Origin of the sequence: Pseudomonas asiatica (assembly GCF_040214835.1) — a bacterium.
Lineage (GTDB): Bacteria > Pseudomonadota > Gammaproteobacteria > Pseudomonadales > Pseudomonadaceae > Aquipseudomonas > Aquipseudomonas putida_Z.
Genome location: NZ_CP157874.1, coordinates 5,691,516 through 5,715,857, shown reverse-complemented (window position 1 = coordinate 5,715,857; position 24,342 = coordinate 5,691,516). Strand labels below are relative to the sequence as shown.

The window sequence follows — 24,342 nt, the reverse complement described above, 5'->3', positions numbered from 1 at the left end:
CCTGTGGGAGCGGGCTTGCCCGCGAATGGGCCCTAACGCGGCCCCAAACAAGAACAAATTGCTGGAGCCGGGCCATGTCCGAACTGCGTCAAGAATGCTTGTGGGAATTCGTCAGCAAACCGACCGTCGCCGCCCAGGCCCTGGCCGGTGAGCACAAGGCCGATGTCTGCGTGATCGGTGGCGGCATTACCGGTCTGTCGGCGGCCATCCACCTGCTCGAACAGGGCAAGTCGGTGATCCTGCTGGAGGCCTGGAAGATCGGTCACGGTGGCTCCGGGCGCAACGTCGGCCTGGTCAACGCCGGCACCTGGATCCGCCCCGACGATGTCGAGGCCACCCTTGGCCTGCAGCAGGGCAGCCGCCTGAACCAGGTGCTCGGCGAAGCCCCGGCCGAAGTGTTCGCCATGATCGAACGCCTTGGCATCGACTGCCAGGCCCAGCACAAAGGCACGCTGCACATGGCGCACAACGCCACCGGTATCGCCGACCTCGAGGCCCGCCACGAACAATGGCGCCGCCGTGGTGCCGATGTGGAGCTGCTGACCGGCGCCCAATGCCAGGAATACTGCGGCACCGACAAGATTTCCGCCGCGCTGCTCGACCGCCGCGCCGGCACCATCAACCCCATGGGCTACACCCAGGGCCTGGCCGCAGCGGTGGCACGCCTGGGTGGCAAGCTGTTCCAGCAGTCTTCGGTCGAAGGCCTGGAGCGTGACGGCGATGCCTGGCGGGTGAAGACCGCACGTGGTTCGGTGCGCGCCGACAAGGTGGTGATTTCCACCGGCGCCTACACCGAAGGCGACTGGAGCAACCTGCAGAAGCAGTTCTTCCGTGGCTACTACTACCAGGTGGCATCCAAGCCGTTGCAGGGTGCTGCAGCCGACAAGGTGCTGCCACATGGCCAAGGCTCGTGGGACACCCGCACCGTGCTCAGCAGCATCCGTCGCGACGACCAGGGCCGCCTGCTGCTCGGCAGCCTGGGCCGGGTCGACAACAAGCCGGCCTGGTTCGTGCGCAGCTGGGCCGACCGCATCCAGAGCCACTATTACCCGGAGCTGGGCAAGGTCGAGTGGGAAATGCACTGGACCGGCTGCATCGACTTCACCCCAGACCACCTGATGCGCCTGTTCGAGCCGGCGCCGGGGCTGGTGGCGGTGACCGGGTACAACGGGCGGGGTAATACTACCGGGACCGTGATTGGCCGGGCGTTTGCCGAGTTCCTGCTGAAGGGGGAGGCGGGCAGCCTGCCGATTCCGTTTTCGCCGATGAAGGGCGTGAGTGCGCCCTCGCTGCGGACGGCGTTCTATGAGTCCGGGTTCTCGCTGTACCACGCGGGGCAATGTTTGAGAGTTGTGTTGTAAATACTGGCCTCTTCGCGGGTAAACCCGCTCCCACAGGTACTGCGCAGCGTTCTGAATTTGCGCGGTCTCTGTGGGAGCGGGTTTACCCGCGAAGAGGCCGGCACAGGCTTACTTGTGCAACCAGCTGAGAAAGCCGCCCTTCTTGATCGAAACCGGCTTCTGCAGCAACAACGACTCCCGGCTCTGCCGCCGAAACCGTTGCAACTTGCTCAAGGCCGTCTGCACATCGCCGCGTTGCACCAGGCAGCTCTTCACCTGTTCCTTGTCGATCCGATACAGCACGCAACCGGTCAGCGTGCGGAACTCGGCCAGCGATTCCTCTTCGTCGATGATTCCTTCGATTCCCAGCACCTCGCCCGGCCCCATGCGTCCTGCTTCGACCAGCTTGTCGCCATCGCGAATCGACGCCGAAACCACCCCGCTGCCAATCACCAGCAAATGATCGGAATGCTCGCCCACGCCCAGGATTACCTGGTCGGCCAGGTATTCCACCGCCGTCATGCGCTGGCTAAGCGCATCGCGCTCTTCCGCGCTCAGCGAGCGGAACACCCGCACCTCGTCCAGCACCTCGCGCTGGCGGCTGCGTGGTGGCATGGCCAGGTCGGTGTTCCACATCACCCCGCTGGCCTCCAGGTGCCGGTGGGCCAGGTCGAACAGTTGGTTGCGCGCGTCGCCCTTGGCGCCCGCATCGGCCACGAAGCCACTGGCTTCGTATTCCACTGATTCCAGCGTCGAGGCTTTCACCGTCACCTTTGGTCTTGGTGTAGCCAGGATGGCACTGACGCCTTGCAAGGCTTTTTCCAGAGCATCGAACACCCGTTTGGGCCGCACCTTGGCCGGTACCACCACGCTGACCGACACTCCGTGCACATCGGCCGGGCGGCTGTGGTTGAGCAGCCGGGCCTTGGCCGCCACCGAGTTGGGGATCACCGCCAGGCTGCCGGTGCTGGTGAGCAGGCGGGTGGCACGCCAGTCGATTTCCAGCACCTTGCCTTCGGTGCTGTCGATGGAGATCGAGTCGCCAATCTGATACGGCCGCGTGGTGTTCAGGATGATGCCACTGAACACGTCGGCCAGTGTGCTCTGCAGCGCCAGGCCGATGACGATGGCCATTACCCCCGATGTGGCCAGCAGGCCCTTGACCGGCAACTGCAACACATAGCCTGCGGCAGCGACCACGGCAGCCAGGAAGATCAGCGCCCCCAGCACATCCTGCAGCAAACGCCCGCCATGGCTGCCGCGGGCCACCAGCAACAGGCCGAACACCACCGTCACCGTGCGTGCGCCGAACAGCCACCAGCCGATCGCCAGTACCGTGGCGATCAGGTTGCGCGAGACATCATCGGGCCAGGGTGGTGGTTGCAGCGGGCTCATGCCGGCAGCCACCAGCACCGAGCTGAACAGCAGGAACAGCACCAGCCGCGCGCCGATGCGCCAGGCCCGGTGCTGGAGAGGGATCAGTTGCCAAAGCACGAGGTCGAGCAGGATCAGGGCGGTGCCGAGCAACAACGGGTATGACTGGATGAACGCCAGCATGGTGGTCTCGGGTGAGGGGAGGGCTGTGGGTAGTAATAGAGCAGGTTGGCCGGGCAGGCAATGGGGCCTGTGCCGGCCTATTCGCGGCTAAAGCCGCTCCCACAGGTACTGCGCACGATTCAAATCCAGCGCAATCCCTGTGGGAGCGGCTTTAGCCGCGAAAGGGCCGGTCGAGCCCATACAAAACCATCGTTCATAAAACAGAACGCTAGAGCCAAAAACCGCTATCTACCGCCAGAAAGGTCATGGTTTTAATCTTCTCCCATCAACGCGAAACACCCAACTTACTGAAAAGATCAAAACCCTTAGGAGCAACGACCATGACCAACTTCAAATACAACCGCCTGAACAAAGACGACGCCGCTGTCCTGCTGGTCGACCACCAGGCTGGCCTGCTGTCCCTGGTCCGCGACATCGAGCCGGACGCGTTCAAGAACAACGTATTGGCCCTGGCCGACCTGGCCAAGTTCTTCAACCTGCCGACCATCCTCACCACCAGCTTCGAACAAGGCCCGAACGGCCCGCTGGTACCAGAACTGAAAGCCCTGTTCCCGGACGCCCCCTACATCGCCCGCCCAGGCCAGATCAACGCCTGGGACAACGAGGACTTCGTCAAGGCGGTGAAGGCCACCGGCAAGAAGCAGCTGATCATCGCCGGCGTGGTGACCGAAGTGTGCGTAGCCTTCCCGGCGCTGTCGGCCCTGGAAGAAGAGTTCGAAGTGTTCGTGGTCACCGATGCCTCCGGCACCTTCAACGCCATGACCCGCGACGCCGCTCACGACCGCATGAGCCAGGCCGGCGCGCAACTGATGACCTGGTTCGGCGTGGCCTGTGAGCTGCACCGCGACTGGCGCAACGACATCGAAGGCCTGGCCGCGCTGTGCTCCAACCACATCCCGGACTACCGCAACCTGATCACCAGCTACAACGCCTTCAACGCCAGCAAGTAAACCGATCGCCCCGGGCACCGCCAGTCGGTGCCCGGCAAGGCAGCACACCTGTCCAATCCAGCGCCCGTCCGCCGTTGCACAGTGGATGCGGGCAAGCTCATCCCAAGGAACGCTGATGAACACCGCACTCCAAGACAACCGCGAAGTGGTAACCGTATGCCTGCAACACCAGGTTCTTGATAGCACCCCGGGCACCACGGCAGCGCAACCGCCGCGCTGGAAACAGGCGCTGCTGACCTACCTGGTGATCTGCCCGATGACCATGATCATTCCGCAACTGCTGGCACCGCTGTTTGCACGCTTCCCGCAGCTGGGCGGTGTGATTGCCGGCAACCTGATCGTCAATGTGTTCGTCATCCTGCCCGTGGTGTTCTACATCATGCCTTGGGTAACCCGCCGCTGCGCCAACTGGCTGCGTGGCTGAGCCAGGCCTTTACCTCGACATTTTCAAGGAGATACCGACATGAGCACGTTCGTTACCCGCGATGGCACTTCGATCTACTTCAAGGACTGGGGCAGCGGCAAACCTGTGCTGTTCAGCCACGGCTGGCCACTGGATGCCGACATGTGGGATTCGCAGATGGAATTCCTGGCCAGCCGCGGCTACCGCGCCATCGCCTTCGACCGCCGTGGTTTCGGCCGTTCGAGCCAGCCATGGAGCGGCTACGACTACGACACCTTCGCCGATGACATCGCCCAGCTGATCGAACACCTCGACCTGCGCGATGTGACCTTGGTGGGCTTCTCGATGGGTGGCGGCGACGTCAGCCGCTACGTCGCCCGCCACGGCAGCGAGCGTGTGGCCGGGCTAGTGCTGCTGGGCGCGGTGACGCCGGTGTTCGGCAAGCGTGACGACAACCCTGAAGGTGTCGACCTGTCGGTGTTCGAGGGTATCCGCGCCGGCCTGCGTGCCGACCGGGCGCAGTTCATCGCCGATTTCGCCGCGCCGTTCTATGGCATCAACCATGGGCAGCAGGTGTCCCAGGGTGTGCAGACCCAGACCCTGAACATTGCGCTGATGGCATCGATCAAGGGCACTTTGGATTGTGTGACGGCGTTTTCCGAAACCGACTTCCGTCCGGATATGGCCAAGATCGATGTGCCGACCCTGGTGATCCACGGTGACGACGACCAGATCGTGCCGTTCGAGAGTACCGGTAAGCGGGCGGCGGAGCTGATTCGCGGGGCTGAGCTGAAGGTGTACGCGGGGGCGCCGCACGGGTTTGCGGTGACTCATGCACAGCAACTCAATCAAGACTTGCTGGCGTTCCTTCAGAAGTAACTGTGCTGGGGCATTCGCGGGTAAACCCGCTCCCACAGGGGATATCACAGTCTTCCAGGCCTGTGGTGTCCCTGTGGGAGCGGGTTCACCCGCGAAGAGGCCAGCCCAGGCAGCACAAATGCTGAACAGGGCTAACCTTCAACAACCCACCGCACATCCATCCAAGCCTTGCCCCTACACCAACCGGCATGCTCCGCAGTTGCGCCTGCCCGCTGCCGCACCCAGACGGAGAACACCATGTCCCAGGACCGCAACGACAAGACCCGTCGCCAGTTCCTCGCCACCAGTACCGTGCTCGGTGCCGCCGGCGCGCTCTGGTCCGCATTGCCTTTTACCGGTTCCGCCGGTTCCGCTCACGCATCCACCCAAGGAGGTTCCATGACCGCCGATCTGATTCTGTTCAACGGCAAACTGCACACCGTTGATCGTGAAAAGCCCACCGCGACCGCCGTCGCCATCAAGGATGGCCGTTTCATCGCCGTGGGCAACGACGCCGAAGCCATGGCCCACAAGGGCGCCACCACGCAGATCATCGACCTCAAGCAGCGCACGGTCATCCCCGGCCTGAACGACTCGCACCTGCACCTGATCCGTGGTGGCCTGAACTACAACCTGGAACTGCGCTGGGAAGGCGTGCCTTCGGTGGCCGATGCCCTGCGCATGCTCAAGGACCAGGCTGCGCGTACGCCGACCCCGCAGTGGGTGCGCGTTGTCGGTGGCTGGAACGAGTTCCAGTTCGCCGAAAAGCGCATGCCCACCCTGGAGGAAATCAACCAGGCCGCACCTGACACCCCGGTATTCCTGCTGCACCTGTATGACCGCGCACTGCTCAACCGCGCCGCGCTCAAGGCCGTCGGCTACACCAAGGACACGCCCAACCCGCCGGGCGGCGAGATCCAGCGTGACAAGTTCGGCAACCCGACCGGCATGCTCATCGCCCGCCCCAACGCGATGATCCTCTACGCCACCCTGGCCAAGGGGCCGAAGCTGCCGCTGGAATACCAGGTCAACTCCACCCGCCAGTTCATGCGCGAGCTCAACCGCCTGGGCCTGACCAGCGCCATCGATGCCGGTGGTGGCTACCAGAACTACCCGGACGACTATCAGGTGATCCAGGAGCTGGCCGACAACAACCAGCTGACTGTGCGCATTGCCTACAACCTGTTCACCCAGAAGCCCAAGGAAGAGCTGGACGACTTCCGCAAGTGGACCTCCAGCGTGAAGCTGCACAGCGGTACCGACTTCCTGCGCCACAATGGCGCCGGCGAGATGCTGGTGTTCTCCGCCGCCGACTTCGAGGACTTCCTCGAACCGCGCCCGGACCTGCCGCAAACCATGGAACAAGAGCTGGAGCCGGTGGTACGCCACCTGGTCGAGCAGCGCTGGCCGTTCCGCCTGCATGCCACCTACAACGAATCGATCACGCGCATGCTCGACGTGTTCGAGAAGGTCAACCGCGAAATCCCGTTCAATGGCCTGCCGTGGTTCTTCGACCACGCCGAAACCATCACCCCGCAGAACATCGAGCGTGTGCGTGCGCTGGGCGGCGGTATTGCCATCCAGGACCGCATGGCCTTCCAGGGTGAGTATTTTGTCGACCGCTACGGTGCCAAGGCTGCCGAGCAGACCCCGCCAATCAAGCGCATGCTCGACATGGGCGTGCCGGTGGGCGCCGGTACCGACGCCACTCGCGTGTCCAGCTACAACCCGTGGACTTCGCTGTACTGGCTGGTCAGCGGCAAGACCGTCGGTGGCATGGAACTGTACCCGGAAGGCCTCAGCCGTGACACCGCGCTGCAGCTGTTCACCCAGGGCAGCGCCTGGTTCTCCAGCGAGCAGGGCAAGAAAGGCCAGATCAAGGTGGGCCAGCTGGCCGACCTGGCGGCGCTGTCGCTGGACTTCTTCAGTGTCGATGAAGAGGCGATCAAGGGCATCGAGTCGGTGCTGACGGTGGTCGACGGTAAGGTGGTGTATGGCGCGGCGGAATTCGACAAGCTCGGCCCGCCCCTGGTGCCGGTGCTGCCGGAGTGGTCGCCGGTGACCAAGGTGCCGGGCCACTGGCGCGTGGGCACGCCATCGCTGGCAGCGGTGGCGCACCAGTGTGTCGGGCCTTGCGGGGTGCATGCGCACAGCCATGAGAAGGCACGGCATTCGAATGTGCCGGTGAATGACTTCCAGGGCTTCTGGGGGGCGTTGGGTTGTTCGTGCTTTGCTTTCTAAGCTGAGCTGATGTGAAAAGGGGGGCCAGTTATTGGCCCCCTTTTTTGTTCCTTCTGTGCTGGCCCCTTCGCGGGCGAGCCCGCGAAGAGGCCGGAAAGGCCAGCATCAATGGTGAGCCTTGTGCTCAGCTCCAGCCAACAGATGCCGAATCTTAACTTCCACCCCATCGGTCTGCAGCATCCGCACCCTGGCCTCGATCTTCAGCTCACCCCGGGTTACCCGGTGGTGATGCCTCAAATGCTCCAGCCACGATTCCTCGAAGAAGAACTCCAGCCACAACGCCGGGTCCGCACTGTCGCGCATCAACCCCCACGACAACGCGCCATTGCGCTTGCGCATCGCCTCCAGCTCCCGCGCTGCCTGCTGGAACGCCTCGGCCTTGGCCGGGTCGATGTGGTACTCAACGGTGACCATCACCGGCCCGCTTTCCTTGTCCATGTCGTCGCTCAGCAGCGGCACCGGCCAATGCAGTGACGGCGTCAGCTCCTCGGCTGCGGTTTCCGGCAGCGTCACCTTGCAGGTCAGCAGCGTGCCCAGTGCCAGGCCTCCTGCGGCCAGCAGCAGGCTCAAGGTGATGGTTGCATGGCTGGCCAGCGTGCCCCACAGCAACCCGCCACCGGCCATGGCACCAAAGAAGATCAGGATGTACACCGACAGCGCCCGCGCCCGTACCCAGGCTGGCACCGAGGTCTGCGCCGCCACCTGCAGGTTGGACAGCACGGCAATCCACGCCGCGCCGCTGAGCAGCATTGCCGGCAGCAGCACATAGAAGTTGCGCACCAGCGCCAGGGCCAGCAGGAACAGGGCATACAGCAGGCTGGCCAGCAGCACCAGGCGGTCGCGGCTGATGCGTTCGCGCAGGCGTGGCAGCAAGGTGGCGCCGGCCACCGCGCCAATGCCGATGGCCGCCAGCAGCAGGCCGAAATCGGCGGCGGTGCCATGCATCTCGCCACGCACGATCAACGGCAGCAGCGAGGTGCCGGCGCTGGCGCAGAAAAAGAATGCCAAGGCGCGCAATATCACCGCCTGCAAGGGCTTGGCACTGCGCGCGAAACGCAGCCCGGTGCGCATGGCGCCAACGAAGCGCTCGGCCGGCAGCAGCGGCTCCTTCACCTCGCGCTTCCACAGGAACAGCACCAAAATCACCCCGGCGAACGAGATGGCATTCAGGGCGAAGGTCAGCCACGGGCCGACCATGCTCACCACCACGCCCGCCAAAGCCGGGCCGATGGCGCGCGACACATTGATACCGACACTGGAAAGCGCCACCGCGTTGGCCAAGTCGTCCTTGCCCACCAGCTCCGGTGTCAGCGCGCTCCAGGCCGGCATCATCAGTGCCGTGCCGATGCCCAGCGCCAGGGTAAGCACCAGCAGCAGGGTGACGTTCATCAGCCCGAGCAGGGTCAGGGCCGCCAGCACCACGGCCACCGAAGACATCCACAGTTGCACCAGCAACAGGTAGCGGCGCTTGTCGACGATATCCGCCGCCGCGCCGGCCGGTAGGGCGAGGAAGAACATCGGTAGCGAGCCGGCTACCTGGATCAGGGCCACATGCAACGGGCTGGCCGACAGCGTGGTCATCAGCCAGCCGGCGCCCACCTCATGCATCCAGGTGCCGATGTTGGACGCGATGGTGGCGATCCACAGCATGCGGAAGGTGGCGTTGCGCAATGGGCTCCAGGCGCCTGAAGGGGTCGTGCTCATGTCAGAAGCTGCCTTTGAGTGGGTATTCGATGATCAGGTAGATCCGGTCGATGTCATCGCCGGCCTGGGCCTGGTTGGCGCGGTGGCTGACGTGGGAAAACGACAGGCTCAGGTCCTTGGCGGCGCCCGACTGCACCACGTATTTCAGGTCGATGTCGCGCTCCCAGTGCTTGCCGCCGTCGCCGTACAGGCCCACATAGGCGCCGCCTGCCGGGGCATGGCTGCCGTCGATGCCACGGCCGCTGACGTAGCGGCCCATCAGGCTCAGGCCGGGGGCGCCGAGGGTGGCGAAGTCGAGGTCGTAGCGCAGTTGCCACGAGCGCTCGCCGGGGCCGTTGAAGTCGGCGTACTTGATCGAGTTGGCCAGGTAGATGGAGTCGCCGCCGACGAAGTCGAACGGGGTATCGCCCTCGACCTTCTGGTAGGCCAGGCTCAGCGCCTGGGCGCCAAAGCTGTACCTGGCCAGCAGGCTGTAGGCGAGGGTGTCGATTGCCCCGGCACTGGCATTGCCGGTGTCGCGGGTCTTGTACAGGTTGCCGTCCAGGCGCCAGTTGCCCTCGGCCAGGTTCAGGTTGAGGTAGGCCTGGCGCCAGGTGTCCTCCAACTGGCCTGCGTACAGTGCGCCACCAAATGGCCCGTCGGGTGCGAACGCGGCGCCGGCCAGGCTGATGGCACGGTTGTCGGTGGTAGCGCCGTAGCCGCTGAAGTCATCATGGCTGGAGCTGTTGTCCTGGTTGTTGAAGGCGGTGAAGTGCCCGGCCTGCAGGCGCCAGTCGGGCAGGTCGGTGTTGTCCAGCAACCAGCCGGTGGCGTACTCCGGGTGCAGGCGTTTGTCGCTGGTGTCGAACACAGGGGTTTCCACGGTCATTTCGCCGTAGCGCAGTTGGGTGTTGCCCATCCGCAGCTTGAGTGCAGCGCCGGCGCTGGAGTAGTCGGACTCGGCGCGGCCATCGCTGTCGCGCGGCAGCAGGCCGGTGCCGGCATGGCCGCGGCCGCCGTCCAGCTTGAGGCCGAGAAAACCATGGGCATCGATGCCGACGCCGAGTGTGCCCTCGGTGAAGCCGGAGCGGATTTCGCCAATGAAGCCCTGAGCCCATTCCTGGCGGTAGTTCTGGCCACTGCCGGAGGGCGAGCGGAAGTCGCTGTGCAGGAAATAGTTGCGGCTGAGCAGCGACCAGCCGGGCTCTTCGGCCTGGCTGAGCGCCGGGCACAGGGCGAGGGTGGCGAACAGGGCGCGGCCTGGTCCGTGAGTGGCGCGGATCATGGGGGCTCCGGGAGGGATGATCCGGGAATGTGGATGAAGGATAGGCCAGGGGTCTTGTATGTGTGTGCTCTGGCTGGTTTTGCCTGTGCCGGCCTCTTCGCGGGCTCGCCCGCTCCCACAGATTCACCGCAGGCTCTGAACCCTGTGCAATACCTGTGGGAGCGGGCGAGCCCGCGAAGAGGCCCGTACAGCCAACCCAGAACTCAAGCCATGTCGCTGATCGCAAACTCCTCGGCCAGATGATCGATCAGCGCCCGCACCGACGGCAGCAACCCCCGCCGCGACGGGAAGATCGCATGCACGATGCCGCAACGCGGGTGCCATTCCGGCAACAACTCCACCAGCCGCCCCGCCGCCAGGTCTTCACGCACCGCCACCCGTGGCAGGTGCGCAATACCCACCCCGGCCACCACGAAATGGCGCAGGGCGAACAGGTCGTCCGTCACCATGCGCGGTGTGTGCGGGATGACGATGCTGTGGCTGCTGTCCTCACCCTGGAACAGCTCCCATTGGTACTCACGCTGGGCGCTGCCCCAATGCAGGCTCGGCAGCGTGCCGAGCAGCTGCGGGTCGAAGCCCTTGGGCAACTGCTCCAGGTACTGCGGCTGGCCGACCAGGCACTGGGTACTGTTGCTCAGTACCTTCATCACCATGTCGGTGTTCTCCAGCGGCGGAAAGCGCACCCGCAGGGCAATATCGAAGCCCTCGTGCAGCAGGTCGACGCGGCGGTTGGTGCTCTCGATGAACAGCTCCACCTGCGGGTACTTGAGCATGTAGCGGGTCAGCATCGGCCCGACCCAGGAATTGAGCAGGGTGGTCGGGCAACTGATACGCACCAGGCCACGCGGTTCGCTGCGGTTGCGCTCGATGATCTCCGCCGCGCCCTCGGCCTCCACGCGCATGGCCAGGCAGCGGTTGTAGTAGGCCTGGCCGATCTCGGTGAGCGAACAATGGCGGCTGGTGCGGTGCAGCAGGCGCACGCCCAGGCGGTCTTCGAGATCGGCAATGCGCCGGCTTAGCTTGGACTTGGGCATGTCCAGCGCCCGGCCAGCCGGGGCGAAGCCGCCGTGTTCGACTACCTGGGTGAAGTAGTAGAGGGAGTTGAGGTCTTCCAATGATCGGTCTCCGGGTACTTGGTTGCCTGTGCCGGCCCTTTCGCGGGTAAACCCGCTCCCACAGGTACTGCACAGGGCTCAAGCCCGGCGCCATCCCTGTGGGAGCGGGTTTACCCGCGAAGAGGCCGGCACAGCCCCTACGAATCTATCGTTCATAAAACGGAACGCTAAAGCCAAATTCTGCTATCTACCGCCACAAAGGTGATGATTTTAATCTGTGCCCATCAACGCGAAACACCCCCGAATGCTGAAAAATTCATAACCCTTAGGAGCACGGACCATGAGCAAATTCACCTACAACCGCCTGAACAAAGACGACGCCGCTGTCCTGCTGGTCGACCACCAGGCTGGCCTGCTGTCCCTGGTCCGTGACATCGAGCCGGACAAGTTCAAGAACAACGTGCTGGCCTTGGCCGACCTGGCCAAGTTCTTCAACCTGCCGACCATTCTCACCACCAGCTTCGAACAAGGCCCCAACGGCCCGCTGGTACCAGAGCTGAAAGCCCTGTTCCCGGACGCCCCCTACATCGCCCGCCCAGGCCAGATCAACGCCTGGGACAACGAAGACTTCGTCAAGGCGGTGAAGGCCACGGGCAAGAAGCAGCTGATCATCGCCGGAGTGGTGACTGAGGTCTGTGTAGCGTTCCCGGCGCTGTCGGCCCTGGAAGAGGAGTTCGAAGTGTTCGTGGTGACTGATGCTTCCGGCACCTTCAACGAAATGACCCGCGATGCTGCCCATGACCGCATGAGCCGCGCAGGCGCGCAAATGATGACCTGGTTCGGCGTGGCCTGTGAGCTGCACCGCGACTGGCGCAACGACATCGAAGGGCTGGCGGCGCTCTGCTCCAACCACATTCCGGATTATCGCAACCTGATTACCAGCTACAACGCGCTGACTGCGGGTAAGTAACAGTCCGTTAGTTGAATGCAAAAAGGCCGGCTTCCTCTGTAGGGAGCTGGCCTTTTTTGTTTGCTGCGCTGGCCCTTTCGCGGGTAAACCCGCTCCCACAGGTATGGACTGCCCCCGAAAAGTTGGACAGTTTTAGCCCGTGGCCTGAGTCCTGTAGCTGACAGGGCTCAGGCCATTGAGTTTCAGCCTGATGCGGTCATGGTTGTAGTAATGGATGTACTCCTCCAGGCCCGCCTTCAGCTGTTCGACGCTTTCAAAGCGCTTCAGGTAGAAGAACTCTGACTTCAGTGTGCCGAAGAAGCTTTCCATCGCTGCATTATCCAGACAATTACCCTTGCGAGACATGCTCTGCTTCACACCGTGCGCTGCGAGCTTATGGCGGTATTGGGGCTGCTGGTAATGCCATCCCTGGTCTGAGTGGATCACTAGCTTGGGCTTTTCACCCAACCCATCGAGCGCCTTTTCCAGCATGTTCCCGACCAAGCCATAGGTAGGCCGGCAAGCTGTTTCATAGGCGATGATCTCACCGTTGTACAAGTCCATCACGGGCGACAGGTAGAGCTTTTGTTGGGCCACTTTGAACTCAGTGACATCGGTCACCCACTTCTGGTTGGGGCGTTGCGCGACGAAATTACGCTCCAGCAAATTCATTGCCACCTTGCCGACAATGCCGCGATAGGATCGATACTTCTTCGGGCGTACAACGGACTGCAAACCAAGCTCAGCCATCAACCGTTCAATGACCTTCTTGTTGACCAAGGTCCCCTGATTCCTGATGGCAAGGGCAATGCGGCGGTAGCCATACAGCCCTTTCTCCTCGTGATAGACACGCTGCACCAACTCCTTGAGCGAGGCGTGCCTGTCCGGCTTTTGCTGGCACTTGACCTGGTAATAAAAGGTACTGCGTGCCAACCCCACCATCTGCAAGAGGTCGGGCAGCGGATATTTATGTCTGAATTTGCAGACGATCAGGGCTTTTTCGTCCGTGTTCGCTCCTTCTCCTCTCGCAGAGCCTTTAACTCCTTTAGGACATCATTCTCCATGCGCAGATACTCGAGCTCGCTCAACAACTGCTCACGAGATTTCTCTGCGTCATTGGTGTCTGTCGGCTTGATGGGCTTAATTTTCTTCGGCACGGCTGATTTTCTTTGTTTGGCGAGAGTGGCTACAGGACTGCCACTGTAGTGCTGCCGCAGCCAAATGCCTATCTGTGAGGACTGTCCAAGGTCAAAGTGCGCCGCTGTTTGGCGCAGGGACAGGCGATGCTCAAGCATGTACTTGAGCACCCGCCGCTTGAATTCCTCGGTGTAGCGGCGACCATGCGAGCGAGGGCTGAGGCTGGCATCGACTTGGTAGCCAGCAACCCAGCGCCGAAGCAGGCTGAAATCGATGCCAAAGTGTTGTGCCACCTTGCGAAAGCCCCGGCTGCCCTCTAGGTAAGCGGTGATAGCCGTGAGCTTGAACTGCTCTGTGTATTTACCCATAGATCCCCCAAGGGTTGGATTGGTGTCCAACTTCTTGGGGGCAGTCCAGGTACTGCACAGTTTCAGCTCCTGTGGTGATCCTTGTGGGAGCGGGTTCACCCGCGAAGAGGCCAGCAAGGACAACATCAATTCATGGGCTGCGACTCAATCCCATCCAACAATGCCTCAACCAACCCTTCTGCCATTTCGACTGCATTCAGGTTGCTCCAGAACAGGCTCTTGCCGGTTTCATCCAGGTGTTCCAGGGCTTTGTAGCCACAGTCGTAGGCGCCGCGCAGGTACTGGGCGATATGCACCAGGGCGTCGTGGGCAGAGACGCCCGGGTTTACTGTGAACAAAGGTGGATGGCCGGCATCGCAGCGGCTGAAAGCGCGCTCTTTGGTGTCGGGAAGAGGTGGATTGGGGACAATCTTTTTCATTGCAGTAAGCTCTCTAGGTTGTACTGCAACCATCCGTTTCCACGCGAAGGGTGGCAGTTGTACGCGGGGTGGAAAACCGGTGAGAGGCAACCCGGTAGGCCATACGGCCTCCCGCGCACAACTGCCATTGACGACAGAACCTCAAACCGAGACGGGTTTCCACACCCGATCGCTGAACCGACAGCGACCCGGCAAGCCTAGAGAGCAGGCTTTCCCCGGACAATCAGACGGGCGTCGACACGGTGCGTAGGATAATTCGTCAGGGTCAGCATTAACGTAGGAAATGGTTCGCTAGGAGGTAGGACCTTGCTGAGACGGACGATTTTTTGATGGTTTTTTGGTATCCGCGTAATGGCAGGGAGGTGACCGTCGGGAGGTTGCAGAATGGCCTCCAGGTGCCTGACGATAGATTTCTGGCGCCTATGAGACCGAGCGCCGCGCGGGCGGCGCTCGATCTCAAGGCCGCTACATCTCTACAGCCATGCGCTCGAAACCCTCAATCCGCATCCGAATCAAACAACCGCTCCAACTCCGCCCGGGCCTCCTTGGCCGTCTGCATCACCTTGGCCCGGTCATCACGCACCTGCCCCTGGGCCACCAGCACCTCTTCGTCATGCTGGGTAAACCGCGCAATCCGGTCCGCCGCCTGCGCCTCGCTCAACCCCAACCCCACCAATGCCCGGCGGGTCATCTCCAGGCTGGAGTAGAACGTCTCGCGAATCGGCTCGGCGCCGACATCCGCCAACTTGTGCACATGCTGGCGGTTACGCGCGCGGGCCAGCACTTTCAGGTGCGGGTACAGGCGTTTCACCCGTTCCGCCGTGTGAATGGCAGCTTCCGGGTCATCGATGGTGATGATGAAGTATTCCGCCTCGCCCACCTTGGCGGCATGCAGCACCTCGGGGCGCAGCGGGTCGCCGTAGAACACGGGTACCTGTTCGAACATACGGGTCATCTCGATGGTGTCCACCGAGGTTTCCAGGGCAATGAACGGAATCTTCTGTGCCCGCAGGATGCGCGCGACGATCTGGCCCATGCGGCCCATGCCGACGATCACCACCCGTGGCGTGTCAGCCTGGATCTGCTTGTAATGCTCCGGCACCTCACGCACAGGTTGCGGGCGCTTGAGGGCGTGGGCGCAGCCAATCATCAGCAGCGGGGTAATGGCCATCGACAGGGTGATGGTCATCAGCAGCAGGTCGTAGGTCTGGGTGTCGAACAAGCCTTGGTCCTTGCCCAGCTTGAACACCACGAAGGCAAATTCGCCACCGGCAGCCAGCACCATGCCCAGGCGCAGGGCGCTGGCGCTGTTCAGGCCACCGGCCAGGCGCCCGACGCCGATCAGCAGTACCAGCTTCACGGCCACCAGCAGCAGGGTCAGGCCCAGCACCACCAAAGGCATTTCAATCAGCAGGCGCAGGTTGGCGCCCATGCCGACGCTGATGAAGAACAGCCCCAGCAGCAGGCCCTTGAACGGTTCGATCTGCGATTCCAGCTCGTGGCGGTATTCCGAGTCGGCCAGCAGCAGGCCGGCGAGGAAGGCACCCAGGGCCATGGAAATGCCGGCTTCTTCCATCAGCCAGGCCGTGCCGATCACAACCAGCAGCGCGGTGGCGGTGGACACTTCCGGCAGGCCGGTGCGGGCCACGGTGCGGAACACCGGGCGCAGCAGGTAGCGGCCACCGACGATGACCACGGCGATGCTGGCGAATACCTTCAGGCCATGCTCCAGGCTGTCGCCGTGGCTGGTGTCCGGGCCACTGGCGGCCAGCAGTGGAACCAATGCGATCAGTGGGATGGCGGCGATGTCCTGGAACAGCAGGATGGCGAACGCCAGGCGGCCGTGCGGGGCGTTGAGCTGCTTGCTTTCGGCCAGGCTCTGCAGGCCAAGGGCGGTGGACGACAGCGCCAGGCCCAGGCCGAGCACGATGGCCGCCGGTAGCGTCTGGCTGAAGCCGAACAGGGCGATGGCGCCGATCAGCGCACCGGTCAGCAGCACCTGGGCGGTGCCGACGCCGAATACGGACTTGCGCATCAGCCACAGGCGCTTGGGCGAAAGCTCGAGGCCGATGATGAACAGCAGCAGGACCACGCCCAGCTCGGAAATGTGCGCCACGCTTTCGGTATCGCGGATCAGGCCCAGCGCCTGCGGGCCGATGATCACGCCGGCGAGCAGGTAACCGAGCACGGCCCCCAGGTGCAGGCGCTTGGCCAGGGGGACGGCGAGGACAGCGGCGAGCAGGAAGATCACCGCGGTTTGCAGAAGGCTGCCTTCGTGTGGCATTGGCTCGTACTCCATGAGCTGCCGGGGCAGCGTTAGATCAGTTTGGCGGACAATTCTGGGGAATGTGGGAGTGCCAGACAATCTGCTGTGAGGAAGACACATTGTCCTGAATCAGGTGACAATCGTGCTGGCCTCTTCGCGGGTGAACCCGCTCCCACAGGTACAGCGGTGTCTTCAAGCCTGCGCAACACCTGTGGGAGCGGGTTCACCCGCGAAGAGGCCGGCACAGGAAATCTGCATACTCAACTGCCACCAAACTGCGCCCGATACTGCGCCGGCGTCATGCCAATCCGCTCGCAGAACACCTTGCGCAAATGCCGGTCACTGCCAAACCCGCACTGCGCCGCCACTACCTTCAACGGCAGGTCGGTGTCTTCCAGCAGCTTGCGCGCGCGGTCGATGCGTGCGTTCTGCAAGTATTGCAGCGGCGTGATGCCCACCTCGCGTTGAAAGGTGCGGGCGAAGTTGCGCCCGCTCATGGCCACCAGGTCGGCCATCTTCTGCACGGTGAAGGCTTGCTCGATATGGTCGACGATATACGCCTGCACCCGTGCAATCGGCGAATCATCCCGCGGCACAGCCGCCAGCAGTGGCCCGTAAGGCGTTTGCCCACCCTGGCGATGGCGGGCGACCAGCAGCACCTTGGCCACTTCCAGGGCCAGCGCCTTGCCGTGGTCTTCGGCCACCACCGCCAGTGCCAGGTCGATGCCAGCGGTGATGCCGCCTGAGGTAATCAGGCAACGGTCGATCACGTAGATCTGCTCTGTCTCGACCTTCGCCTCGGGGAACGCTTGTGCCAGGCGCTCCACGTAGTTCCAGTGGGTGGTACAGCGATAGCCGTCCAGCAGCCCGGCCCGGCCCAGAAGGAATACCCCGGTGCATATTGCACCAAAGCGTTTGGCCCGGCGCACGGCCTGGGGCAGCCAGCGCTCGATGCCTGGCAGGGCGACGTCATAGGCGCCCGGGCCGCCTGGCACCAGCAACAGGTCGACGGCTTCCGGCAAGTCCTCCAGACGCAGGTCGGCCATCACTTTCAGCCCGCATGAGCCGCGCACCGCCGCTTGCCCCTCGGCCAGGGTCAGCAACCGGTATTGCCGCTCTGCAGGCAAGAACCGGTTGGCTATGGCGAAGGCATCCATGGGACCGGTGACATCCAGCAACAACACATCATTGAACAACACCATGGCCACGGTGCGGTGGGCGGGTTTTTCCTGCATCGCTCTTTTGCCTTGAATGCCGGCCGCCACCAGCGGCCCGAAGCTGAATACGAAACGCATCTTAAGGTATCGGCAAAACCGTCAGGGCCAGCAGCGCGCAATTAACAACAATTCAGGTTTGGCTCAGGACTTTGTCATGTGCCGGAGGCGAGACTTTCTGCATTGAACAGGAGAGCCGCCATGCACCCCGGGACGCCCCAAGCGCCGCTGCAAACCCCCGGCGCACTGACGCCGGCGCGCTTGCGCCGGGCCAAGGAACTGATGTTGCACAGCCCGTTGTCGATCATCGAAATCGCCGGGTTATGCAACCTCACCCGCAGCCACTTCTCGCGTGCGTTCAAGGTCAACACCGGCCTCTCGCCCCAGGCGTGGCGCCTGCTGGCACGCATGGAAAAGGCCAAGCGTCTGCTCGCCACCGAGGCGCCGATCACCCACGTGAGCCTGGAATGCGGCTTCTGCGACCAGGCCCATTTCACCCGCGCCTTCAGCCGCCTGGTCGGCCAGCCACCCAAGGCGTGGCGCCAGGCGCAGGCCCATCCTTAAGCCGAACCTATCCGCCGGTATAGCCCCTTGTGAACAGTGCCGGCCTGTTTTCCCAACCCAAGGAGTCACCCCGATGAGCCAACCCGATTACAAGCGCCTGAACAAAGACGACGCCGTGGTGCTGCTGGTCGACCACCAGACCGGCCTGATTTCGCTGGTGCAGGACTTCTCGCCCAACGAGTTCAAGAACAACGTGCTGGCCCTGGGCGACCTGGCCAAGTTCTTCGGCCTGCCGACCATCCTCACCACCAGCTTCGAGCAAGGCCCGAACGGCCCGCTGGTGCCCGAGCTGAAAGAGATGTTCCCGGATGCGCCGTACATTGCCCGCCCTGGCCAGATCAACGCCTGGGACAACGAAGACTTCGTCAAGGCGATCAAGGCCACTGGCCGCAAGCAGCTGATCATCGCTGGCGTGGTGACCGATGTGTGCGTGGCGTTCCCGACCCTGTCGGCGCTGGCGGAAGGTTTTGAAGTGTTCGTGGTGACCGATGCTTCGGGCACCTTCAACGAAACCGTGCAGCAGGCGGCCTGGGTGCGCATGACCCAGGCGGGTGCGCAGATGATGAACTGGTTCTCGGTGGCCTGTGAGCTGCACCGCGACTGGCGCAATGACATCGAAGGGCTGGGTAACCTGCTGTCGCAGCGCATTCCCAACTACCGCAACCTGATGAACAGCTATGCGGCCCTGAGCGCCCGTTGATGTAAACCTGTACCGGCCCTTTCGCGGGTGAACCCGCTCCCACAGGAACCGTGCAGTTCTCAAGCTGTGCACTATCCCTGTGGGAGCGGGTTCACCCGCGAAAGGGCCGGTACAGGCTCAAGAAGGATTCACAGGCAGCGTAAAGCGAATCCGACACCCCCCCAACTCCGACACCAGCGCCTGCAACTGCCCACCATGGGCCTGCACCACCGAGTTGCAGATCGCCAAGCCCATCCCCATGCCGCCGATCTTGGTGGTATGAAACGCATCGAACACTCGCTCGCGCTCATCCGTTGCAATCCCCGGCCCGTTGTCGTCCACGCAGATTTCCACCCCATCCCCGACCACCGCCGACGCAATCCGCAGCACCCCATCGCTGCGATACCCCGCCAGCGCCTCCAGGCCATTGGTAATCAGGTTGAACACCAACTGCTGCAACTGCACCGGGTCGGCCATCACGCTCACCCCCGCCTGCAAGCGCATCTGCACATCCACCGTGCCCTTGGCGGCATCGGCCGAGGTCAGGCGCACCACTTCGCGGATCAGTTCGTCCAGCTTCAATACCTTGAGCTGCATCGGTGACTGCTTGGCCAGCGAGCGCAGTGCACGCACGATGTTGGCGGCCCGTTCGCTGTCGTTGCGGATGTCTTCCAGGCCGGCAATCGCCTCTTCCAGGTCGGGCTTGGCGCGCTTCAGCCAGCGCAGGCTGGCAGCGGCGTTGGAGGCGATGCCCAGCAGCGGCTGGCTGATCTCGTGGGCGATGGACGCTGACAGCTCGTTCATCACCTGCAGGTGCGCCGTGCGCGCCAACTCCGCGCGGGAGCGGCGCAACTCGGCCTCCATCTGGGCGCGGGTCTGGTTGTCTTCGGCCAGGCGTGTGTAGAACTTGGCGGTTTGCAGCGACACCGCCGCCTGCGAGGCGAGTATTTCCAGCATGGCCAGGCGCTGGCTGCCGAACAGGTTCGGTACCAGGCGGTTTTCCAGGTACACCAGGCCGATAAGCACGCCCTGGATCACCAGCGGCAGGCACAGCACCGAACGGGCCTTTCGCGCCTGCAACTGCTGGCGGAAGGCCTCGGGGCAATCGCTCTGGGCATCGTTGAGCACCAGGGGCTTCTTGGTGCGCATGGTGGCGTTGATGATCGACAGCGGCGCCTGGGTCATGAACTTCTGGCAGTCGTCCATGCTCACGTGCAGCCCGGCGTCGTCGATGTAGGCGAGGGCCGCCATCTGGAATTCGGCACCGCTGACGATCAGCAGCGCACCGTGGTCGGCGCCGGAATGCTGGGTCAGCTGGCCCATCAGGGTTTCGATCAGGCCCTCGAGCAGCACTTCCTCGGACAGCGCCCGGGCTGCCTCGATGCCGGCTTCCAGGTCGAGCTTGGCCTGGTGGGTGGCGCGGTGGCTTTCCTGGATCGGCTGGGTGCGCAGGAACGGGTGCAAAGCCTCCAGCTGGTGCACCTTGCCGGTCGCGCCCCAGATATGGAAACAGTCGCGGGCGATGCGCAGGTGCAGGTTGGCGCCGGAGATCAGGCCGCTGGGGATGCATACCTCGGCCAGCTGTTCGTGGGCCAGCGCCTGCTCGTGGATGAAACCGGCGGCGGTGGCGGCGATCTGTGCCTGGTCGAAGCAGCGGATGGCGGCCAGGCCGTCGCCTTCGAGTTTGGCGATCACGCCTTCGATCAGCAACAGCTTGTTGCGGAAGGTGGCCGGGTTGAAGCCGGCCCAGCGGCCGAAGCGCTCCCGCAGGGCGTGTAGCTCGCGCAGCTTGTCGGCAAGGCTGCCAATGGCCTCGGGGCTGCCAAGGGCCAGGCCGCGGAACAGGTGATAGTCGGCCAGGTTGATGTGCGCCGGTACCGCCCAGGTGTTGTCGCCGGCCAGTGCCAGGTTGCGCATGGCCTGCGGAATGTTGCCCAGGTAGAAATCGCACATGCCGGCCATCAGGTACTGGAAGAACCGCGTGGTAGGCGATTTCGAGGCTGTGGCCGAGGCCGGGCAGGGCGTGCCGCTCAATTTGCCGACGAACGCTTGCTGGGCCTGCAGGATCTGCTCGATGTCGCGGTAACCGTAGCGACGCACGGTGGCCAGGCCTTGCGCCAGTTCCTCCACCACGTCCGGCAGGTAGCGGCCCATGAACAGCGAATCGGAAACCAGGTGGTTGCAGGCATAGCAGCTCATCGCCAGGTCACCGCTCACGCGCCCTGAGTCGACCGCATCCAGCGCAGTACGGCGGGCGAACTCCATGGGCGAGGTCCAGGCGCTGACCTGGTCCAGGGCCAGCAGCGCGCTGGTCAAGTCAGCGTCGAAACCGTGCCGCTCTATCAATTTGAGCGCAGCCAGGCAGCAAGCATGGCCATCATGGTAGGCGCCGAAGCGCTCGGCAATCATCACTCCGTACCAAGCCATGCCGTAGGTGCTGCCCGGGGCGACGCCGTGCACCAGCGACAGCTCCATGAGTTTGGCCAGGTGCAGGAAGCAGATGTCGTCCTTTACGAAAAACGATGACGACAGGGTGGCCAGCAGGCTGATGGCAACCGTCACTTCCTCCGAATCGGTGCGCTGCAGCGACTCCAGGCAGTGGCGGCCTTTCTGTTCGACCAAGGCCTGTACATGGGCATGACTGGCCTCGACCTGTTGCCAGTCGACACCCCGCACCGGGCTTATACCTAGCAAGTCCAGGCCGGATATGGCGCTGTCGATGGCCGCCTGATAGTCGCCGCGCAAGGTGTACAGCAGCGCCTGCAGGCGGCACACCCGCGCCTGGTCCAACGCCGAGCGAGCGCGCTGGCGGCATTCAGTGATGCGGGCCTCGGCCGCGATCATTCGCGACAGTTGCATGTCGCACTCGGTCGCCATGCAGGCGATGGCAAAGCCATGCGTGGCGCGGCTTTCCAGCGTTGCGCCGTGGTGCAGCAACTGCTCGGCCGTGTGCAGGTAGCCAGCTGTCTGTTCGAAAGCGCCGCCGTCGCGTGCTCGTGCTGCGGCTTCGCGTAAAAGCTGCAGGAACGCTTCGCAGTCATCCGCTGCAAACCCGCATGGGCTGGCGCGTTGCAGCTGGTTGGCAAGCTCGAACAGTGCCTCGTGCAGACGCCCCGGCCAGGCCTGGCGCATGGCCAGGGCGATATTTGCATGCAGCTGGGCACGCTCGCGCGCGGGCGTGAGAGCGTACGCGGCTTCCATCACCCGCTCGTGGGCGAAGCCCAGGCCGTTCTGGCCCGATTGCAGGAAACCCGCGCCAATCAAGGCTTTCAACGGTTCGCCGGGCACTTGAGAGAGCACCTGCTGAAGCAGGCGTTCATCGCAGCGGCTGCCCGCAGCGCTGGCCACTCGCAGCAGGTCGCGCTGCGGCTCTGGCAGGCGCGCCAGGCGGTGGATCATCAGGTCGGCGACATTGTCGGAATAGCGGTGGCGGGCCACGGCCTTCAGGCACCATGACCAGCGCATGGCCTGGGTGTCGAAGGTGAACAGCTGGTCCTCGACCAGGGCCCGGAGAATCTGATTGATGAAGAACGGGTTGCCCGCCGTCTTGTCGTGCACCAGTTCGGCCACCTGCAATGCATCCTCGGGGCCGACATGGTAGCGCTCGCCGATCAGCTCGGTCACCGCGCCCACCGCCAGGGGCCGCAGGTTCAGCGTGGTGCTGCGCACCGCTGCGGGCAAGGCAAGGGGGGTACTGCTGGCTGGCGCATCATTGCGCCGGGCGAAGATCAGCAACAGGTTGCCGGGCGCGTGAGCCAGCAGTTGCGCCAGCAGTTGCTGGCTGGCGTCGTCGACCCACTGCAGGTCATCGAAGAACAGCACCAGCGGCTGGCCGGGGCGGCTGAACACCTGCAGGAATTCGACGATCGCCCGCAGCTCCTTCTGCAGCGCCAGGCGCGTGGGCTTGGCCGGCAATTCGGGCAGGGGGCCGAGGACCAGTTGCAGGTCTGGCGCCAGCTTGCCGAGCAGCCGGCCGTGGCCCTTGATGCGGCGCAGGATCTCGCGGCGCAGAGTGTCGAGGTCCTGGCTGTTCTGGGCCAGCAACTGGGTGGTCAGCGCGCCGAGAATTTCGACCCAGGGCGCGTAGGGCACGGCCTGGGCAACGCCGCTGCACTTGCCGGTGGCCCAGTAGCCCTGGGCGTTGGCCTTGAGTGCTGCCTCGACCAGGCTCGACTTGCCCATGCCGGTAGCCCCATTGATGAACAGGGCCTGTGGCTTGCTGTCACGGCGCAGGGCCTTGAGCAGCAGGGCGATGGCCTTCTGCTCGGCGCAGCGGCCATACAGGCGTGCGCGGTCGGGCGTGACCGGGTCGGCACAGCCTGGTTCGAAGGCCTCCATGGACTTGCTGGCGGCCCACTGCCGCTGGCAATGGGCCAGGTCCACCGACAGGGCGCGGGCACTCTGGTAGCGGGCGTCCGGCTCTTTGGCCAAAGCCTTGGCCAGGATCCGGCTGAGAGGTTGCGGCACATTGCTGTCCACTTCGCAGGCCGCTCGTGGCTGCACGCCGGCATGCAGCTGGCGCCAGTGCTGGGTGTCGCGTCCGGCCAGCGGCAATTCGCCCAGCAGTAGCTGATAGAGGATCGCGCCAAGGGCATAGATGTCGGTGCGTCGGTCGCTGCTGCTGCCATGTGGGCAGACCTGTTCCGGCGCCAGGTACGCCCAGTTGCCGAGCGCGGTGCCATGTTCACTGATCAGCTCCGCCGGGTCGGCGCGAAAGCAGCCCAGCCGCACTCGCTGGTTGGAGTGCAGGCACACATGTTCGGGCTGCAGCGCGCCGTGCAGCACGTTGCGTTCGTGGGCCTGGGCCAAGGCAGTGGCCGCGTTTACCGCAATCTCGAGAAACGGCGTCAGGGCTGCTGGGCCTTCTGCGATAAGGTCGGCGATTGAGCGGCCGGCCGGGTACACCAGTAGCGGGCCTTCGGCCGAACGTACGAACGCCGAGGGGATCACCGCCCACTGCGGGTCGAGTTGCAGGCGGTAGTCACGTTCCAGGCGCTGGCAGGCGGCGGGGGCCTCGCGCGGGGCGCGCACGGCGATCCAGGCCTGGTGGGTGGCAGGGTCGCGCAGGCGGAAGTAGCTGAGCTCACCTTCCTGGCCCAGCGCGCTGATGTCGCACCGGTTCAGCCAGCCCTCGTCGACGGTCTGGTCGTAATCGATGGGCCTGTGGGCAAGGCGTTCATCGAGCATAAGGCACCCCTGCTAGCGACATCCTGACGCGCGAGTATACGCAGCGAGCCCAGCACGGATGCGGCCTGCAGCCTGCTTGGCAGGAACGGGCACGCTGTTGTCCGTTATCGTCCCCTGGGGGCTGGCGGGCTTTTGTATAGTCCCCAGGCCAACCTATCCCTCGGGATAATTGTCTGAAGGCGTACGC

General features: G+C 63.8%; 17 protein-coding genes. 8 read left to right on the top strand and 9 right to left on the bottom strand.

Annotated elements, in window-relative coordinates; genetic code table 11:
- Positions 1-74: 74 nt before the first annotated feature.
- Positions 75-1,361 carry an L-pipecolate oxidase gene (amaA, locus tag ABNP31_RS25470; RefSeq protein WP_085664281.1) on the top strand — a complete coding sequence of 429 codons (1,287 nt, stop codon included), beginning with the start codon at positions 75-77 and terminating at the stop codon, positions 1,359-1,361.
- Positions 1,362-1,469: 108 nt separating this feature from the next.
- Here amaA and ABNP31_RS25465 read toward each other — a convergent pair whose 3' ends face one another.
- Positions 1,470-2,897 carry a mechanosensitive ion channel family protein gene (locus ABNP31_RS25465; protein WP_085664282.1) on the bottom strand — a complete coding sequence of 476 codons (1,428 nt, stop codon included), beginning with the start codon at positions 2,895-2,897 and terminating at the stop codon, positions 1,470-1,472.
- 320 nt (positions 2,898-3,217) lie between these two features.
- On the opposite strand from ABNP31_RS25465, the gene ycaC (ABNP31_RS25460) reads away from it, so the two are divergent.
- From ycaC (ABNP31_RS25460) to ABNP31_RS25445, 4 genes are all read left to right on the top strand, one after another.
- Positions 3,218-3,847: an isochorismate family cysteine hydrolase YcaC gene (ycaC, locus tag ABNP31_RS25460; protein WP_015272313.1), complete on the top strand. Its 630-nt coding sequence runs from the start codon at positions 3,218-3,220 to the stop codon at positions 3,845-3,847.
- Positions 3,848-3,962: 115 nt separating this feature from the next.
- Positions 3,963-4,271 carry a hypothetical protein gene (locus ABNP31_RS25455; protein WP_085664283.1) on the top strand — a complete coding sequence of 103 codons (309 nt, stop codon included), beginning with the start codon at positions 3,963-3,965 and terminating at the stop codon, positions 4,269-4,271.
- Between the two features lie 39 nt (positions 4,272-4,310).
- Complete coding sequence (locus ABNP31_RS25450) at positions 4,311-5,129, top strand: alpha/beta fold hydrolase (protein ID WP_085664284.1); 819 nt, start codon at positions 4,311-4,313, stop codon at positions 5,127-5,129.
- 378 nt (positions 5,130-5,507) lie between these two features.
- Positions 5,508-7,349 (top strand): amidohydrolase, encoded by a 1,842-nt coding sequence (locus ABNP31_RS25445; RefSeq protein WP_238067657.1) that lies wholly within the window; start codon positions 5,508-5,510, stop codon positions 7,347-7,349.
- A 105-nt stretch (positions 7,350-7,454) separates the two neighbouring features.
- On the opposite strand, the gene ABNP31_RS25440 is transcribed toward ABNP31_RS25445, so the two are convergent.
- From ABNP31_RS25440 to ABNP31_RS25430, 3 genes are all read right to left on the bottom strand, one after another.
- Positions 7,455-9,053 (bottom strand): MFS transporter, encoded by a 1,599-nt coding sequence (locus ABNP31_RS25440; protein WP_238067069.1) that lies wholly within the window; start codon positions 9,051-9,053, stop codon positions 7,455-7,457.
- A gap of 1 nt (position 9,054) precedes the next feature.
- Positions 9,055-10,317 (bottom strand): OprD family porin, encoded by a 1,263-nt coding sequence (locus ABNP31_RS25435; RefSeq protein WP_350012871.1) that lies wholly within the window; start codon positions 10,315-10,317, stop codon positions 9,055-9,057.
- A 203-nt stretch (positions 10,318-10,520) separates the two neighbouring features.
- On the bottom strand, positions 10,521-11,432 hold the full coding sequence (locus ABNP31_RS25430; protein ID WP_025341085.1) for a LysR substrate-binding domain-containing protein: 912 nt from the start codon (positions 11,430-11,432) through the stop codon (positions 10,521-10,523).
- 280 nt (positions 11,433-11,712) lie between these two features.
- On the opposite strand from ABNP31_RS25430, the gene ycaC (ABNP31_RS25425) reads away from it, so the two are divergent.
- A complete protein-coding gene (ycaC, locus tag ABNP31_RS25425; RefSeq protein ID WP_013974760.1) occupies positions 11,713-12,342 on the top strand; it encodes an isochorismate family cysteine hydrolase YcaC in 630 nt (209 codons plus the stop codon).
- A 132-nt stretch (positions 12,343-12,474) separates the two neighbouring features.
- Here ycaC (ABNP31_RS25425) and ABNP31_RS25420 read toward each other — a convergent pair.
- The 4 genes from ABNP31_RS25420 to ABNP31_RS25405 all read right to left on the bottom strand — a co-directional run bounded on the left by ABNP31_RS25420 (position 12,475) and on the right by ABNP31_RS25405 (position 17,746).
- A protein-coding gene (locus tag ABNP31_RS25420) for an IS3 family transposase (RefSeq protein ID WP_371915777.1) occupies positions 12,475-13,826 on the bottom strand; the annotation gives its coding sequence in 2 pieces (ribosomal slippage) (positions 12,475-13,355 and positions 13,355-13,826; 1,353 coding nt in all).
- 125 nt (positions 13,827-13,951) lie between these two features.
- Positions 13,952-14,245 (bottom strand): hypothetical protein, encoded by a 294-nt coding sequence (locus ABNP31_RS25415; RefSeq protein ID WP_085664289.1) that lies wholly within the window; start codon positions 14,243-14,245, stop codon positions 13,952-13,954.
- A gap of 496 nt (positions 14,246-14,741) precedes the next feature.
- Complete coding sequence (locus ABNP31_RS25410; RefSeq protein ID WP_085664290.1) at positions 14,742-16,529, bottom strand: monovalent cation:proton antiporter-2 (CPA2) family protein; 1,788 nt, start codon at positions 16,527-16,529, stop codon at positions 14,742-14,744.
- A gap of 242 nt (positions 16,530-16,771) precedes the next feature.
- Positions 16,772-17,746, bottom strand: a complete 975-nt coding sequence (locus ABNP31_RS25405; protein WP_085664350.1) for a GlxA family transcriptional regulator — start codon at positions 17,744-17,746, stop codon at positions 16,772-16,774.
- 180 nt (positions 17,747-17,926) lie between these two features.
- On the opposite strand from ABNP31_RS25405, the gene ABNP31_RS25400 reads away from it, so the two are divergent.
- Positions 17,927-18,289 carry a helix-turn-helix domain-containing protein gene (locus tag ABNP31_RS25400; RefSeq protein ID WP_013974756.1) on the top strand — a complete coding sequence of 121 codons (363 nt, stop codon included), beginning with the start codon at positions 17,927-17,929 and terminating at the stop codon, positions 18,287-18,289.
- 73 nt (positions 18,290-18,362) lie between these two features.
- A complete protein-coding gene (ycaC, locus tag ABNP31_RS25395; RefSeq protein WP_004375560.1) occupies positions 18,363-18,989 on the top strand; it encodes an isochorismate family cysteine hydrolase YcaC in 627 nt (208 codons plus the stop codon).
- Between the two features lie 117 nt (positions 18,990-19,106).
- Here ycaC (ABNP31_RS25395) and ABNP31_RS25390 read toward each other — a convergent pair whose 3' ends face one another.
- The gene (locus tag ABNP31_RS25390) at positions 19,107-24,155 is read right to left on the bottom strand and encodes a trifunctional serine/threonine-protein kinase/ATP-binding protein/sensor histidine kinase (RefSeq protein WP_238067065.1); all 5,049 of its coding nucleotides are present in this window, start codon (positions 24,153-24,155) and stop codon (positions 19,107-19,109) included.
- Positions 24,156-24,342: the final 187 nt, after the last annotated feature.

Bases quoted from the DNA above. Each gene is read 5' to 3' on its own strand.
- amaA (WP_085664281.1), top strand. From the start codon at position 75: ATGTCCGAACTGCGTCAAGAATGCTTGTGGGAATTCGTCAGCAAACCG.
- ABNP31_RS25465 (WP_085664282.1), bottom strand. From the start codon at position 2,897: ATGCTGGCGTTCATCCAGTCATACCCGTTGTTGCTCGGCACCGCCCTG.
- ycaC (WP_015272313.1), top strand. From the start codon at position 3,218: ATGACCAACTTCAAATACAACCGCCTGAACAAAGACGACGCCGCTGTC.
- ABNP31_RS25455 (WP_085664283.1), top strand. From the start codon at position 3,963: ATGAACACCGCACTCCAAGACAACCGCGAAGTGGTAACCGTATGCCTG.
- ABNP31_RS25450 (WP_085664284.1), top strand. From the start codon at position 4,311: ATGAGCACGTTCGTTACCCGCGATGGCACTTCGATCTACTTCAAGGAC.
- ABNP31_RS25445 (WP_238067657.1), top strand. From the start codon at position 5,508: ATGACCGCCGATCTGATTCTGTTCAACGGCAAACTGCACACCGTTGAT.
- ABNP31_RS25440 (WP_238067069.1), bottom strand. From the start codon at position 9,053: ATGAGCACGACCCCTTCAGGCGCCTGGAGCCCATTGCGCAACGCCACC.
- ABNP31_RS25435 (WP_350012871.1), bottom strand. From the start codon at position 10,317: ATGATCCGCGCCACTCACGGACCAGGCCGCGCCCTGTTCGCCACCCTC.
- ycaC (WP_013974760.1), top strand. From the start codon at position 11,713: ATGAGCAAATTCACCTACAACCGCCTGAACAAAGACGACGCCGCTGTC.
- ABNP31_RS25415 (WP_085664289.1), bottom strand. From the start codon at position 14,245: ATGAAAAAGATTGTCCCCAATCCACCTCTTCCCGACACCAAAGAGCGC.
- ABNP31_RS25410 (WP_085664290.1), bottom strand. From the start codon at position 16,529: ATGCCACACGAAGGCAGCCTTCTGCAAACCGCGGTGATCTTCCTGCTC.
- ABNP31_RS25405 (WP_085664350.1), bottom strand. From the start codon at position 17,746: ATGCAGGAAAAACCCGCCCACCGCACCGTGGCCATGGTGTTGTTCAAT.
- ABNP31_RS25400 (WP_013974756.1), top strand. From the start codon at position 17,927: ATGCACCCCGGGACGCCCCAAGCGCCGCTGCAAACCCCCGGCGCACTG.
- ycaC (WP_004375560.1), top strand. From the start codon at position 18,363: ATGAGCCAACCCGATTACAAGCGCCTGAACAAAGACGACGCCGTGGTG.
- ABNP31_RS25390 (WP_238067065.1), bottom strand. From the start codon at position 24,155: ATGCTCGATGAACGCCTTGCCCACAGGCCCATCGATTACGACCAGACC.